This is a genomic window from Lactococcus sp. FSL W8-0209 (assembly GCF_038006585.1).
In the GTDB taxonomy this organism is placed as follows: domain Bacteria; phylum Bacillota; class Bacilli; order Lactobacillales; family Streptococcaceae; genus Lactococcus; species Lactococcus lactis.
The window spans coordinates 1,307,350-1,322,133 of sequence record NZ_JBBOVN010000001.1 but is presented as its reverse complement, the minus strand read 5'-3'; the positions used below and the strand labels follow the sequence as shown (position 1 = coordinate 1,322,133).

The window sequence follows — 14,784 nt, the reverse complement described above, 5'->3', positions numbered from 1 at the left end:
ATTAGTAGTATCAAATATGTTTTATAAATTTTTTTCAAATTTTATAGAGCAAAAAATCCCTGTATTTGGTATAATATTGCTTATGACAATAAAAACTTCATTTGCAAAATTTGCTGGTAATTCATCGCGCTTTGTCTTGGAAAAATTTTTCAAGCGCGGTTCAACTTTACCAGGAAAAATTGCTTTAAAATTTGATCCTGAAATTCTTAAATCACTGACAAAAAATTATGAAATCATTGTTGTGACTGGGACAAATGGAAAAACATTGACCACAGCACTGACCGTGGGAATTCTAGAAAAGGCTTTTGGACCGGTTGTGACAAATCCAACTGGAGCCAATATGATTACGGGGATTGTATCAACTTTTCTCAAAGCTCCCAAAGCTGGAGGCGACCGAAAAGGGAGCGTTCAGGCGGCGAATGGGAAGAAATTTGCTGTTCTTGAGATTGATGAAGCGAGTTTGCCAAAAATCACTGAATATATCAAACCTTCGTTATTTGTGTTTACTAATATTTTCCGTGACCAAATGGATCGCTATGGCGAGATTTATACAACTTATGACTTTATTGTCAAGGGTGCGGCAAATAGTCCTAAAGGTACGGTTTTGTTAAATGGCGATAGTCCACTTTTCAACTCAAAAAAATTAGTTAATCCTGTAAAATACTATGGTTTCAACCATGAAAGCCATGAACCTACTCATGCTCATTACAATACTGAGGGGATTGTTTGTCCCGTTTGTCATCATATTTTGGCTTACAAGATGAATACCTATGCTAACTTAGGAAATTATATCTGTGAAAATTGTGGCTTTAGTCGTCCAGAATTAGATTATCAACTGACAGAATTATCAGAGATTACAAATACTTCTTCTAAATTTGTCATCGATGGGACAGATTATAAAATTAATGTTGGCGGACTTTATAATATTTATAATGCTCTTGCTGCTGTATCTGTCGCTGAATATTTCAATGTGCCAAAAGAAACAATTGCGGCTGGTTTTGAACTTTCCAAAGCAGTTTTTGGTCGTCAAGAAACGCTTGAAATTGACGGAAAAAAAGTAACCATTGTTTTGATTAAAAATCCAGTAGGTGCTAATCAAGCCCTTGAAATGATGAAATTAGCCAATTATCCTTTCACTTTAGTTAGCCTTTTAAATGCCAATTATGCTGACGGAATTGACACAAGTTGGATTTGGGATGCTAATTTTGAATTAATTAATGATATGGAAATTGACCAAATTATCACAGGTGGTGTTCGTTCATCTGAAATGGCTAGAAGAATGCGTGTGACAGGATTTAATGCCGAAAATATTTTTGAACACAAGGAACTTTCAGAAGTTTTAGAGGCAATTAAAGAGAGTCCAAAAGAGCATGTTTACATTTTGGCAACTTACACTGCCATGTTACAAATGCGTGAATTATTGGCTGAGGGTCATTATCTTGGAAAGGAAATGCGTTAAATGGCTTATATCTCTTTAAAATCAAATCTTGAAAATCCAAAGTATTCCCTCAATGTGGCTCATCTTTATGGTGATTTAATGAATACTTATGGTGATAATGGAAATATTCTCATGCTCAAGTATGTCGGAGAAAAATTAGGGGCAGAGATGACCTTCAATATCGTTTCTTTAGGTGATACTTTTGCAAAAGAAGATTATGACCTTGTTTTCTGGGGTGGTGGTCAAGATTATGAGCAAGAAATTATTGCTGACCAATCATTGATTGACTTGTCAGCACCTTTAAAAGATTACATTGAATCTGAAAAACCACTTCTTGCAATTTGCGGTGGTTATCAAATGCTCGGTCAGTACTATGTTAATTCCGAAGGGACAAAAATTCAAGGAACGGGAATTCTTGGACATTATACTGAAAATTTACGAACTGACCGTTTTATTGGTGATATTGAAACTCACAATGAAGAATTTGGTGAAACATATTATGGTTTTGAAAACCATTCAGGAATTACCTATCTGTCTGATGACGAAAAGCCACTAGGAACCGTCGTTTACGGTGGTGGAAATAATCCAGATGATCAAACTGAAGGTTTAATTTACAAAAATACTTTTGGAACTTATTTCCATGGGCCAATTCTTTCAAGAAATGCACGACTAGCTTATCGTTTGGTGACTACTGCTCTTTACCAAAAATATGGGGAAGAAATTCAACTCCCTGCTTTTGAAGAGATTTTAGCTGACGAAGATAAAGGCCAACAAATTGGGGACCTCAAACGTAAAGTTGAAAAATAATAAAAAAATTACTGATGAAATTTTTGTCAGAGGATAGCCGTTAGTGTCTTTAGCACTTATGGATATCCTCGAATTTTCATCAGTAATTTTTTTATTTCTTAAAAAGCTGTCAGTAAAATTTTTAATGATTAATCTACTGATTTCAAAGCCCCAAGCATATCCACGGCTTTTAATTTGAAATGAACAACAATAGCTAGCAAAAGAGTAGTCGCAAAAGTAATTGCTGCCGATAATAAAAGATTTGTCCAAAGTAATCCCGGTGCAAACATAATTTGGTCAGCTGACAATTGGTTCATAATCACCTGATGGAAATAATCCCCCAAAACAAAACCAACCAGAATTCCTAAAAAGCTTAATAAAATCGTTTCCCGATAAATATAAAGTGTGACTTCACGGTCATAAAATCCTAAAACTTTGATTGTGGCTAATTCGCGAATTCTCTCGGAAACATTGATATTTGTTAAATTATAGATGACAACAATCGCAAGTAAAATGGCACAAGTAATCAAAACAATCATGACACTATTAATGCCATACATAAAGGATTCAATCACCTTTTTGAGGTCACTATTTTGTGAAACTGCTTGAATTCCGTCTTCTTGCATAAATTGAGCTGACATTTTTTGAATATTATTTGTAGACGCATTTTTCAACTTAATCAATTGGGCATTTGCCACAAAATCTTTTTTAAAAACATTTTGGTAAACCGATTGATTCATGAAAATATAATGGCCCATATACATTTCAGTAATTGCTGCTACTTTTATCTTATGAGGCTGATTTTCACTATCTTTTAGTGTCAGAGAATCACCAACTTTAAGGTCTAAAAGTTCAGCAAATTTTTCTGAAAGGACTGCTCCAGAGTTATTTAATTCAATTTTTTGACTATTTTTACGAGATTTTAAGCTAATGTATTTTGATAAATCATCAGAACGATTTGTCGCAATTAAGTTAACCTCTTGTTTTTCTAATTTGTCACTGGCTTCTTTTGTCAAATTTTCAAAGGCAATCGGCAAATAATTCTCAATTTCTGATGAGGCTAATTCTTTATCTATTTCTTCTTTTTCTTTGTCATTTACTTTATTTTTTTCAATAGTAATCATGTCATAGTGCAAAATTTGACCAAATTGTTTATTTGATAAACCAGAAATAGAATCTCGAATTCCAAATCCCATGACAAGTAAAGCGGTACAGCCAGCGACACCAAAGATAGTCATTAACATTCTCTTTTTATAACGAAATAGATTTCGAGCCGTCACTTTATAAGTAAAACTCATTCTTTTCCAAATAAAATTAATTTTCTCTAAAAGAATCCGTGAGCCTGCTTTTGGTACTTTTGCTAAAAAGAGGCTGGCTGGTACTTCTTTTAGTTCCATTCGGACAACCCAATATGCTGGCAAAAGACTACAAGCTATAGCTATCGCAAAAGCAACTATTGTCCATAAAGGAGAGAATGTTAACCGTAAATTGCTAAAGGTAGATGAAGCTGTGTAAGCATTAAATACCGCTATCGGCAAAAAGGTATGTCCAATAATTGTTCCTACTAAAGCTCCTAAACCGCTAGAAACTAATCCATAAACCATAAATTTCTTACGAATGTCACGGTTTGAATATCCCAAAGCCTTCAGTAACCCAAGATTTCCTCGCTCTTCTTCCACAAAACGAGTCATTGTTGTCAAACTCACTAATAAAGCAATCGCAAAAAGGACTACTGGAAAAATATTTGAAAGACTGTCAATTCTTGTTGAGTCATCTAAAAATGTCTTATACCCCGGATTTCCTTCTTTACGATTATTAATTTGATAAGTCGGTTTTTCAAGCTGGTTTAGGGCTGTTTCCTGCTTTGCAAGCTCTGCTTTAGCTTTAGCAATCTTTTCTTTTCCAGCATTAATTTGATTTTGGGCTGCATTGATTTGCTCAATCACTTGAGCGGATGCATGTTCCCCAATTTGATTCTTTTGAGCGATTAATTGATTTTCTTGCTGAGTGAGTTGATTTTCTTCCTCAACTATTTGACTTTTCGCTTCATTAATCTGTTTTTCTGGGGCTGTTTTCAGTGCTGCTAAGCGTTTTTCTGGTTGATTCTTAAAAGTATTTTCTAAGGTTTTTTGTTCGGTTTTTAAGCGGCTATCGTATTTGCTATCAAAAATGGAGATATTTTGTAAGTTTTTATAGGATAGGCGAGCAATCATATAAACATCAGAATCAAAGGCTTCCTTGGTAACAAGCGCATAACCATTAAGTTTACCCGTTCCGACTGTCGTTGAACCAAAATCACTTTTATCGACATATTCACTTGATTTCACAAATCCAACAATTTTAAAGGAATGATTTTTTATCAAATCAGAATCCTTAGATTTGGGAGGGGTAAAATCAATGGTTTGTCCTATTTTATATTGTCCATCATATAAATAATCTAAAGCAATTTCTGAATCTTTTTGAGGCAACTTGCCTGACATTAACTCATAAGTTGACAATTCATCTGGTGTAGAAAATAAACGCAGACTATTTTCTTTTCCTTTGATTACCAAATCTTGAAAATAGCCAAATTCTGCTTTTTTTACACCCTTGGTTTCGTTAATTAATTGCTGGTCAGAATGGTCCAATCCCAAAGTTGAAGTTAGCGTTAAATCTGCTAAATGATGTTGAGCATAAAAATCTTCCGCTGTTCTTCTCATATCGGGTCCAGAAACTTTTAGTCCGACAAAAGCGAAAGTCCCTAACAACATCAAGGAAAAAATAGAAATAAAGCGACCTAATGAACCCGTAATTGACCTGCGAATTTCTTTATTTAAAGTTTTTTTTCGCATAGCTTACCACTCAATTCTATCAATATCTTCTGGTTGGCTATTATTATCAATTTGTTTAATTTTTCCATCATGCATTTGAATGACACGGTTGGCAATTGGAGCAATTGCAGCATTATGCGTGACAATAATAACTGTTTTTCCTTCTTTTCTGGCCATATCTTGAAGAATTTTCAAGATTTGTTTTCCTGTATGATAATCTAAGGCACCGGTTGGTTCATCACAAAGCAAGATTTTTGGATTTTTGGCTATGGCACGCGCAATTGCTACTCTTTGCTGCTCGCCACCAGAAAGTTGCGAAGGAAAATTATGAAGCCGATGTTCCAGACCGACACTTTTCAGCACTTCTTTAGCATCGAGAGCATTTTCGACAATTTCAGAAGCTAATTCGACATTTTCTAGTGCTGTCAAATTATTGACAAGATTATAAAATTGAAAAACGAAACCAACGGCATAACGTCGGTAGGTAATCAATTCTTTGTTTGAAAAATTAGAGATTTTTTCCTCATCAATAATAACCTCTCCCTCATCATTTGTATCCATTCCTCCTAAAATATTTAAGACTGTCGATTTACCTGCCCCAGAGGAACCTAAAATGATAGCCAATTCTCCTTTTTCAATTTCAAAATTTACTTGGTCATTGGCATAAATCTTCTCTTGTCCTGATTGGTAGATTTTAGACTCATTAATCACTTCAATAAATGTCATCTTATCCCTCCTTTTTTTGTAAACGTTTTAGTTAATTATATCATAATTACATTTTACTTCTTATTCAAGTCCTCATCATTTTTAATAAAAAAATTACTGACAGAAATCCTGTCAGTAACTTTTTGTTTTTATTTCCAAAAATCATCAAAAACGCTAATTGGTAAGTGACGTTTATGTTGTGTTTTATTCCACCATGCTTCGATTTTAGCCTTAGCATCCTCAGAAATCACTTTACCTTCTGTGTAGTCATCAATATCATTGTAAGTCACACCTAATGCAATCTCGTCAGCAAGTCCTGGTTTTCCTTCTTCAAGGTCTGCAGTCGGAACTTTTTCATAAATGGCTGGGTCAGCGCCAAGTTCAGCCAAGAGTGCTTTTCCTTGACGTTTATTCAAGCGGAAAAGTGGAAGCAAGTCTGCTCCACCATCACCAAATTTTGTGAAAAATCCAGTTATATTTTCTGCTGCATGGTCTGTTCCAAGAACCGCTCCTTGATATTGACCAGCCACAGCATACTGAGTAATCATACGTTGACGTGCCTTAATATTTCCTTTGTTGAAATCTGATACTTCAATTCCAGCTTCATTGAGGGCTGCCACTTGTCCTTCAACAGCAGCTTTAATATTTACAGTCAAACTGACATCGGGTTGAATGAAAGCAAGCGCACGTTGGGCATCTTCTTCATCAGCTTGAACACCATATGGCAGGCGAATTGCTACAAATTTATAAGTCTCATCAGCAGTTTCTTGACGCATTTCTTCGATAGCAATTTGAGCCAGACGACCTGCTAAACTAGAATCTTGACCACCAGAAATCCCTAATACAAAAGACTTAATGAAAGGATATTTTTTTAGATAATCTTTCAAAAAATCAACTGACACCCTAATTTCTTCTTTAGGATTAATGACTGGTTTCACACCAAGTTCTTTAATAATTTCATCTTGTAATGTCATTTTATCTTCCTTTTACTGACAGTTTCTATATTTTACTGACAGCTCTGTCATTAACTATTTTTAATCTAAAATTTTACTCATATAGAATTCATCAATGTATTTTCCATCAACACACATTGCCTCACGGCGAACGCCTTCTATTGTGAATCCATGTTTTTGAAAAAGGGCAATCGCAGCATAGTTATTAATCATTACCGTTAATTCTAACCGTTTTACTGCTTTTTCTTTTGCCCATCTTTCTAATTCCTCAAAAAGTTGAGAACCAATTCCTTGGTGTTGAAATTCTTCAATAATTCCTACAACAACATAGGCCGTATTTCTAATTCGATTAGCGTTTCCTCTTTTGGCTGACAGAAATCCAACAAATTTTCCATCAACATCAGCACCAACTAAAAAATCAAAACGTGAAATTCGACCAATTGTTCGGCTAAAATCAAATCTTCGCTCCTCTGGTTCAAGCATCATGAACTTACTTTCTGTATCCAATTGCTTTTGGACATCCCAGAAAAGTCTTGCATCACAGAGGTCTATTCGTCTTATTCTCATCATTCATCATCCAATCTCGTCATTGATACTGTTGTACGCACCTGTGAAATTAGGCGCATTTTATGATTCCATAATTCTTGTGACAAATCTACTGGGTAAGGTTGAGGATTCAAATCACGTTTATATTCATCCCAAAGTTCCTCAAGGTTTTCACGTGCAAATTCTTTAATTTCTTGCAAGCTTGGTAATTCATATATCAATTCACCATCCACAAAAATATCTTTCAAAAGTGGATTAGCATTGAAGTCTCGCACATTTTTATTGATGTAGGTATAAAGTGGGTGGAACATGTAAATTTCTTCTGCTACATCTGGACGTTCATCAGAAAATGTAATATAATCCCCCTCTGATTTGCCATCTGCTTTTTTTGTGATTCGCCAAACTTGTTTTTTACCTGGTGTAGAAACTTTTTCAGCATTACTTGAAAGTTTAATGGTATCCTGCATTTGACCACTTTCATCTTCCATAGATACTAATTTATAAACTGCACCAAGCGCTGGCTGATCATAAGCCGTAATTAATTTAGTTCCAACTCCCCAAACGTCAATTTTTGCTTTTTGCATTTTTAAACTTAAAATTGTGTTTTCATCTAAATCATTTGAAGCGTAGATTTTTGCATCAGTAAATCCTGCTTCATCAAGTTGCTGACGAACTTTTTTCGAGATATAGGCCATATCTCCAGAATCAATTCGTACACCTTGGAAATTAATTTTATCGCCAAATTCACGCGCCACTTTAATCGCTGAAGGAACTCCAACTCTTAAAGTATCATAAGTATCAACAAGGAAGACACAATCTTTATGTGTCTGTGCGTATGCTTTAAAAGCCTCATAATCATTCCCATAAGATTGAACCAAAGCATGAGCATGTGTTCCACTAGCCTTCAAACCAAAGATTTTAGCTGCACGAACGTTTGATGTCGCATCAGCACCACCAATGATTGCTGCTCGTGTTCCCCAAATGGCTGCATCCATTTCTTGAGCGCGTCTTGTCCCAAATTCCAACAAAGGGTCATCCCCAATTACAGATTTGATACGAGCAGCTTTAGTAGCAATCAAAGTTTGGAAATTTATAATATTAAGAATAGCTGTTTCGACCAACTGACATTCCGCAAGCGAACCTTCAACCTGCACTAAAGGTTCATTAGCAAAAGCAAGTTGTCCTTCTTGCATCGCTCTAACTGTTCCTGTAAAACGCAATTCTTTTAAATAATTTAGAAAATCTTCCGGATAATCTAATTCACGCAAATAGGCAATATCTGTTTCCGAGAATTTAAGGTTCTTTAAATAATCAACCATTCTTTCTAAACCAGCAAAAACAGCATAACCATTTTTAAAGGGCATCTCACGGAAAAAAACCTCAAAGACCGCCTGACGCTGATGTCGTCCAAGCTCAAAGTAAGTTTGCATCATATTGATTTGATATAAGTCCGTATGTAATGTAAGACTGTCGTCTTGATATAGATGTGGCATAATTTTTTCTCCCATATTCACTTCCGCTAATCATACCGATTTTAACGCAATTCTAATCTTTATTTTATCAAATTTTGCCCTAAATTTGTACTGGGAACCCTTTATAATTATACAATATATTATAATTTAAATTTCGCCATGTATTTTATATAAAACTAGTCAATTTTTTGCTCCACTTATGTTTTTTGTACTACAATAGAAGTAATGGAGAAAGGAGAGGATTATGATTAGTTATCTAAAGAAACTACTTAAACAAAATGATAGTGTAAAAATCCACTTAATAGACGGAAGTGTCGTCTCTGCCTTACATTTCAAGAAAGGTTACAGCAACGGAAATTGCCTTGTAATTGATGAGGATAACACCGAGCATTATATTAACAGTAGATACATTGTCCAAATCGAATCTTAAATTAAAGAACTCCCTTGAGGAGTTTTTCTTTAGTCTTATAGATTGCGATGAGCTATGGTACAATATAAATTGACTGATTCAAAATATTGGTAGATTAAATAATTTCAAAAATTAAGGAGAAAGCCCCCTTATGAATAAAGGGAACAGAAAAAAAGTAGGTCTATTAGGAGGAAATTTTAATCCAATTCATCATGCTCATTTAATGATGGCTGACCAAGTTGCCCAACAAATGAATTTGGATAAAGTATTACTAATGCCTGAAAATATTCCACCTCATGTCGATGAAAAAGAAACCATTTCTGCAAAACATCGAGTTAAAATGCTTGAATTAGCAATCAAAGAAAATCCTAGACTCGGTCTTGAGTTGATTGAAATTGAACGTGGTGGAAAATCTTACAGTTATGACACGCTCAAACTCCTGACTGAAGCTAATCCTGATACCGATTATTATTTCATTATTGGTAGCGACATGGTGGAATATCTTCCCAAATGGTACAAAATTGATGAACTCCTAAAACTTGTGACATTCATTGCCTTAAGAAGAACGGATACAATCTCCAAAAGTCCTTATCCTGTTACTTGGCTTGATGCTCCCTTGTTACCAATTTCTAGTACAATGCTAAGGGAAATGTTTGCCAAAAATATTGAACCCACTTACTTCTTACCTCAAAACGTTATTGATTACATTAAAACTGAAAAATTATATAAAAAAAGATGACCCAGAGAGGTCATCTTTTTGTTTAAACTTCCAAATTTAGAACTTCTTGCGCATAAATGGATGAATTTCCATTCAAAACGTAGGCAATTGTCATAATTGGTAGGATATATTGAACCGAACCAAAGCCAAAGACCTCCGCAGCAATAAAAATTGGGCCAAAATAAGAGTTTGTTGCGGCTGAAAAAATTGAAACATAACCCGCAGCAGCCACAAATTCGACAGGTAAACCAAAGAGCATAGCCAAAGCTGCACCCAATGTTGAGCCAATAGCAAAGAGTGGTGTGACTTCCCCGCCTTGGAATCCGGCAGAAATAGATAAAACCGTAAAGATTAATTTTAATATCCAATCATATCCATTGATATGTCCACCGTTAAAACTTAAAGAAATCAAATTTGTCCCAAGACCAGCATAACGGTCCAAATGAATAACAAGTAAACCAATTGAGATGACAATTCCCATCAAAATAATTCTATAATAAGGATTAACAATTCTTTTAGCGACGGTTGCTTTCATAAAAGCTAAAGATTCCGCAAAAAATCTCCCTATAAGTCCAAAACAAACGGCAATGACAGCCAATTTTAATAGAACCAAAGGGTCAATATGAATGTTAGTATTGATTGCGAAAGAAAATTTTTCTAATCCCAAACTGCTTGAAGTCCAACTTGCAACATATGAACCAACCAAAGCTGGGATTAAAGCTCTATATTCAATTTTACCCAACATTAAAATTTCAATAGCAAAGAAAGTTGCCGCGATTGGCGTTTGAAAGAGCCCTGCAAAACCAGCAGCCATACCAGTAATCAAAAGTATTTTTTTAGCTTCTTTTGCTGAGAGTTTTTTGCCAATCGCATGTCCAATCACACCACCGATTTGAACTGCAACTCCTTCACGACCAACACTGGCACCAAACAAATGAGAAAGCCAAGTCGAGAAAACAATCAGCGGAACAAGACGTTTTGGAATGTCTTCTCGCCCATGATTCCCCGCTTCAAAAATTAGGCCCATTCCTTTTTGGCTGTCTTTACCAAAATTCTTATAAATATAAACGATTAAGAGACCGGCTAAGGTTAAAAATGGAATTAAATATAGGGCATGACTATCTCTAAATTCAGTAATATAGATAAGCCCTCGACCAAATATAGCATCAACAATACCAATTAATCCCCCAATAATTACAGCTAAGAAGACATATAAAATTGCGCTTCTTGAAATTCCTACTTTAAAAAAATTCATTTTTGAAACTCCTTGTTTGTGAGTTTAACTCACTTTATAATATTTTACAAAACAAAAGGCGCTACAAACAAGACTACTTGGAGATAGCCTTTTGTTTGTAGGCGCCATTAGTTTTAAGATTTTATTCTTAAAGCGGTTTCGGGTGTGCACCATACCCATCATTATTAATATTTATTTTAACATTTTATGAAATATTTACAAGAAAAAGCTCAGTCGCGCATCCCATTCTTACGTTGAATTTCTTTAAGTTTATCCGGAGTAACATCTTCTCCTGTTTTTTCATCAATAACTTTGATGGTTTCAACTTGTGAGCGGAAATTTGCTTTAACACTATCGAGGTAAGCACGACGTAAAAGGGCTTGTTCTTCAAGCTCAGCTTCTGATAATCCTTCTGCTTTCTTCTTACGCGCTAATTCATTAATACGTTCTACTTGTTCATTTGTAATTGCCATTTCTTAGTTCCTTTCTTCATGAATATTGTTAAAATTACTGACAGAACTCAAATTTTACTGACAGCTTTTTAAAGTCATAAATAAACTTTCTGTCAGTAAATTTATCAATTTTATTTTGTATTAATCAAAGAAAAATCAGCCATAACGCTTGTTAATGCAACAACTTCTGACAACAACGCAATACGATTATCACGAACTGCTAAATCTTCAGCCATTACCATTACACTTTCAAAGAAAGTTTCAATTGAAGGTGCAAGTGAATGAACAATTGCTCTGAATTTTTCTTCACCAGGCATATAAGTCCATTGATTTTGAAGAGAAATAACAACATTATAAAGTGCTTCTTCTGCATCTTCTTCAAAAAGTGTTGGATTTATTTCTTTAATATCTTTTGCTTTTTTAACCAAATTAATTGAACGTGAAACATTTTCAATTGCTGGTTTAAAAGGTTCGTGAAGTTTGTGCCCATCAATGACAAAAGCCGATTCCATCATGTTTGTAATATCAAAGCTTGAACTATTAATTGCCGCTTCAACAATATCATGACGATCGAGTTTTTCAAGCAAGAGTTTTTGAATACGTGCTTTGACAAAATCCAAAATTTCAAGATGATTTTCACCTTCAAATTGGTCAATAAATAAAGATAAATCGAAATGCCAATTCATTTTTTCAATAATACGAATCAAGCCTTGTACTGCTCGACGTAGGGCATAAGGGTCATTTGAACCAGAAGGAATTAAACCAACATTAAAGAAAGAGAGGACCGAATCAATTTTGTCAGCTGCTGCAAGCACAGAACCGACTTTTGTTTCAGGCAATTCTCCCTCGGCTGAAGTTGGCATATAATGTTCACGAATTGCTGCAGAAACATTTGCATTTTCACCAGCTAAAAGCGCATATTTTTCACCCATTACCCCTTGTAATTCATCAAATTCTCCAACCATTCCTGTCAAAAGGTCAAATTTATAAATTTCAGCACTACGGGCAACGTCTCTTTTTTCTTCATCAGTCAAGCCAGCAATATCAGCTAATTTCGCGGCTATTTCTTTTGTTCGTGCCATGTGTTCAGTAATTGAACCAATTTTTGCATGGAAAGTTACTTTAGCAAGTTTAGCGACCAAATCTTCAATTTTAAGTTTTTGGTCTTCTTTCCAGAAAAACTCTGCATCTTCAAGACGAGCAACCAAAACTTTTTCATTTCCGAGCACGACATTTTCAATATTTTCAGCATTCCCATTACGGACAGAGATAAAGTTTGGTGCGAGTTGACCTTCTTGGTTATAAACTTCAAAATAACGTTGATTATCACGCATTGATGTCACTAAAACTTCTGCTGGAACAGAAAGATATTTAGGATCAAATGAACCAACAAAGGCAGTTGGATATTCAACAATATTATTTACTTCTTCTAATAAATCTTTATGCAAAGTAACTTGCCATTTATTTTCAGACGCAAGAGCCAAAATTTGAGCTGAAATTTCTGCTTTACGATGTTCAGCATCAACTAAAACAAAGTTTTCTGGCATTTTGCTAGCATAATCATTTGCATTTTTGAGTTCAACCTCAACATTTGCCAAGAAACGATGGCCCCGTGAAAAACGATTTGCTGTTACGTCCAATAAATCAAAAGCAACAACTTTATCTTCTAGAAGTGAAACAATCCATTGAATTGGACGAACAAAGAGAAAATCATTATTTCCCCATTTCATATAAGTTGAGAATGTCATTTTTGCGATGACTTCATCGCCAACTTTAGACAGAATTTCTTCTGCTTTTACTCCGTAAATATGTTTTTTAGCATAATAATAATCACCCTTAAGGATTAAATCATCTGGAGTAGCTCCTTGTCCTCTTGAGAAACCTTGAATCGCTTTTGACCAATTCCCTTGCGCATCTTTAGCAATTTTAGCAGATGGACCTTTAACTTCTTCATCAATCGCTTCTGACGCTTCTGCCAAACCTTCAACAATAATTGCTAAACGACGTGGAGTTGAAAATTTAATAATTTTATCAAATTCTAAACGATTTTCTTTAAGAAAAGTTTCCATTCTTTCGGCTAATTGATTGATTGAAGGAGTCACCAAATGTGCTGGAATTTCTTCCAAACCAATTTCAAGTAAGTAATTTGTCATTATTTTTCTTCTCCTTCTACAATCTTAGTATATTTTCCTTTTTTACCAAGGTATTTTTCACGTAAAGCTTCATCTTTTAAGAGCGGGAAACCAAGTTTTGCACGTTCTTCAATAAAAGTTTTTGCTACCTTACGTGCCATTGTACGAACTCTATGCATATAACCTGCGCGCTCAGTTACAGAAACTGCTCCACGTGCATCAAGTAAATTGAAGGTATGTGAAGATTTCAAAATATAATCATAAGCTGGGTGAACTAAACCTTTATCTAATAAATCAAGCGCTTCTTGTTCAAATTCTCCAAAAAGTTTAAGTAAAAGCTCTTGGTTTGATTCTTCAAAGGCAAATTTAGAATGTTCGTATTCAGGTTCTTTGAAAATATCACCGTAAGCTACGCCATTCCCCCATTCAAGGTCATAAACAGAATCAACCTCTTGAATAACTGTCGCAATACGTTCCAAACCATAAGTGATTTCTGAAGTTACGGAATCAACTTCAATTCCTCCGACTTGTTGGAAATAAGTAAATTGGGTACATTCTTGCCCATCAATCCAAACTTCCCATCCAATACCAGCACATCCCATTGAAGGATTTTCCCAGTTATCTTCAACAAAGCGGATATCATGCTCTAAAGCATCAATTCCAAGTTCAGCTAAACTTTGAAGATAAAGTTCTTGGATATTTTTTGGAGATGGTTTTAATACAACTTGGAATTGGTGGTGTTGGAACAACCGATTTGGGTTTTCACCATAACGACCATCAGCAGGACGACGTGAAGGTTGCACATAAGCAGCTCCCCAAGGTTCAGGTCCGTTTGAACGCAAGAAAGTGTAAGGGCTCATTGTTCCTGCTCCTACTTCATTATCATAAGCTTGCATCAAGTTTGCCCCTTGTTTAGACCAAAAGCCTTGTAGGGTCAAGATAATATCTTGAAATGCTAGTTTTTTATTTGCCATTATTTTCCTCCGAAATTCAAAAAACCGCAATTCACACACTCATCAATCCTCGAAAAAATCCGAAAAGAGACAAAGGGTGCAAATGCACGGTTCCACCTTTATTTTTTACTTTATTTGTGTTCATTACAGTTTTAAGTTAAGCCATTATTGTTCTC

General features: G+C 35.0%; 12 protein-coding genes and 1 riboswitch. Of the genes, 3 read left to right on the top strand and 9 right to left on the bottom strand.

Translation table 11 applies throughout. The features are described from left to right. The first annotated feature begins 82 nt into the window (after positions 1-82). Together murT and gatD are read left to right on the top strand one after the other, a co-directional pair. Entirely contained in the window at positions 83-1,459 is a 1,377-nt protein-coding gene (gene murT, locus MKX45_RS06595; protein WP_340816931.1) for a lipid II isoglutaminyl synthase subunit MurT, read from the top strand. Continuing rightward, positions 1,460-2,245, top strand: coding sequence for a lipid II isoglutaminyl synthase subunit GatD (gatD, locus tag MKX45_RS06590; RefSeq protein ID WP_010905760.1), 786 nt, complete (start codon positions 1,460-1,462; stop codon positions 2,243-2,245). A gap of 128 nt (positions 2,246-2,373) precedes the next feature. Here gatD and MKX45_RS06585 read toward each other — a convergent pair whose 3' ends face one another. The 5 genes from MKX45_RS06585 to MKX45_RS06565 form a co-directional block, all read right to left on the bottom strand. Then, positions 2,374-5,055: an FtsX-like permease family protein gene (locus MKX45_RS06585; RefSeq protein WP_057720274.1), complete on the bottom strand. Its 2,682-nt coding sequence runs from the start codon at positions 5,053-5,055 to the stop codon at positions 2,374-2,376. A 3-nt stretch (positions 5,056-5,058) separates the two neighbouring features. Beyond that, a complete protein-coding gene (locus MKX45_RS06580) occupies positions 5,059-5,760 on the bottom strand; it encodes an ABC transporter ATP-binding protein (protein ID WP_057720275.1) in 702 nt (233 codons plus the stop codon). Positions 5,761-5,888: 128 nt separating this feature from the next. Further along, positions 5,889-6,713, bottom strand: a complete 825-nt coding sequence (nadE, locus tag MKX45_RS06575; RefSeq protein WP_057720276.1) for an ammonia-dependent NAD(+) synthetase — start codon at positions 6,711-6,713, stop codon at positions 5,889-5,891. A 60-nt stretch (positions 6,714-6,773) separates the two neighbouring features. Further along, complete coding sequence (locus MKX45_RS06570) at positions 6,774-7,262, bottom strand: GNAT family N-acetyltransferase (protein WP_029343839.1); 489 nt, start codon at positions 7,260-7,262, stop codon at positions 6,774-6,776. After that, positions 7,259-8,731 carry a nicotinate phosphoribosyltransferase gene (locus MKX45_RS06565; protein ID WP_021722509.1) on the bottom strand — a complete coding sequence of 491 codons (1,473 nt, stop codon included), beginning with the start codon at positions 8,729-8,731 and terminating at the stop codon, positions 7,259-7,261. The genes MKX45_RS06570 and MKX45_RS06565 overlap by 4 nt, the downstream gene beginning before the upstream one ends. Positions 8,732-9,270: 539 nt before the next feature. Between MKX45_RS06565 and MKX45_RS06560 the strand changes: the two genes are divergently transcribed. Continuing rightward, positions 9,271-9,858: a nicotinate-nucleotide adenylyltransferase gene (locus tag MKX45_RS06560; protein WP_015426310.1), complete on the top strand. Its 588-nt coding sequence runs from the start codon at positions 9,271-9,273 to the stop codon at positions 9,856-9,858. 22 nt (positions 9,859-9,880) lie between these two features. Here the strand turns inward: MKX45_RS06560 and MKX45_RS06555 are convergent, their stop codons facing one another. From MKX45_RS06555 to glyQ, 4 genes are all read right to left on the bottom strand, one after another. Beyond that, positions 9,881-11,092: a voltage-gated chloride channel family protein gene (locus tag MKX45_RS06555; RefSeq protein WP_340816930.1), complete on the bottom strand. Its 1,212-nt coding sequence runs from the start codon at positions 11,090-11,092 to the stop codon at positions 9,881-9,883. A gap of 91 nt (positions 11,093-11,183) precedes the next feature. Next, a riboswitch (Fluoride riboswitch) is annotated at positions 11,184-11,258 on the bottom strand. A 43-nt stretch (positions 11,259-11,301) separates the two neighbouring features. Then, positions 11,302-11,544: a DUF896 domain-containing protein gene (locus tag MKX45_RS06550; protein ID WP_004255340.1), complete on the bottom strand. Its 243-nt coding sequence runs from the start codon at positions 11,542-11,544 to the stop codon at positions 11,302-11,304. Positions 11,545-11,654: 110 nt separating this feature from the next. Beyond that, a complete protein-coding gene (gene glyS / locus MKX45_RS06545) occupies positions 11,655-13,676 on the bottom strand; it encodes a glycine--tRNA ligase subunit beta (RefSeq protein WP_128267738.1) in 2,022 nt (673 codons plus the stop codon). Then, on the bottom strand, positions 13,676-14,629 hold the full coding sequence (glyQ, locus tag MKX45_RS06540) for a glycine--tRNA ligase subunit alpha (RefSeq protein ID WP_057720279.1): 954 nt from the start codon (positions 14,627-14,629) through the stop codon (positions 13,676-13,678). The genes glyS and glyQ overlap by 1 nt, the downstream gene beginning before the upstream one ends. Positions 14,630-14,784: the final 155 nt, after the last annotated feature.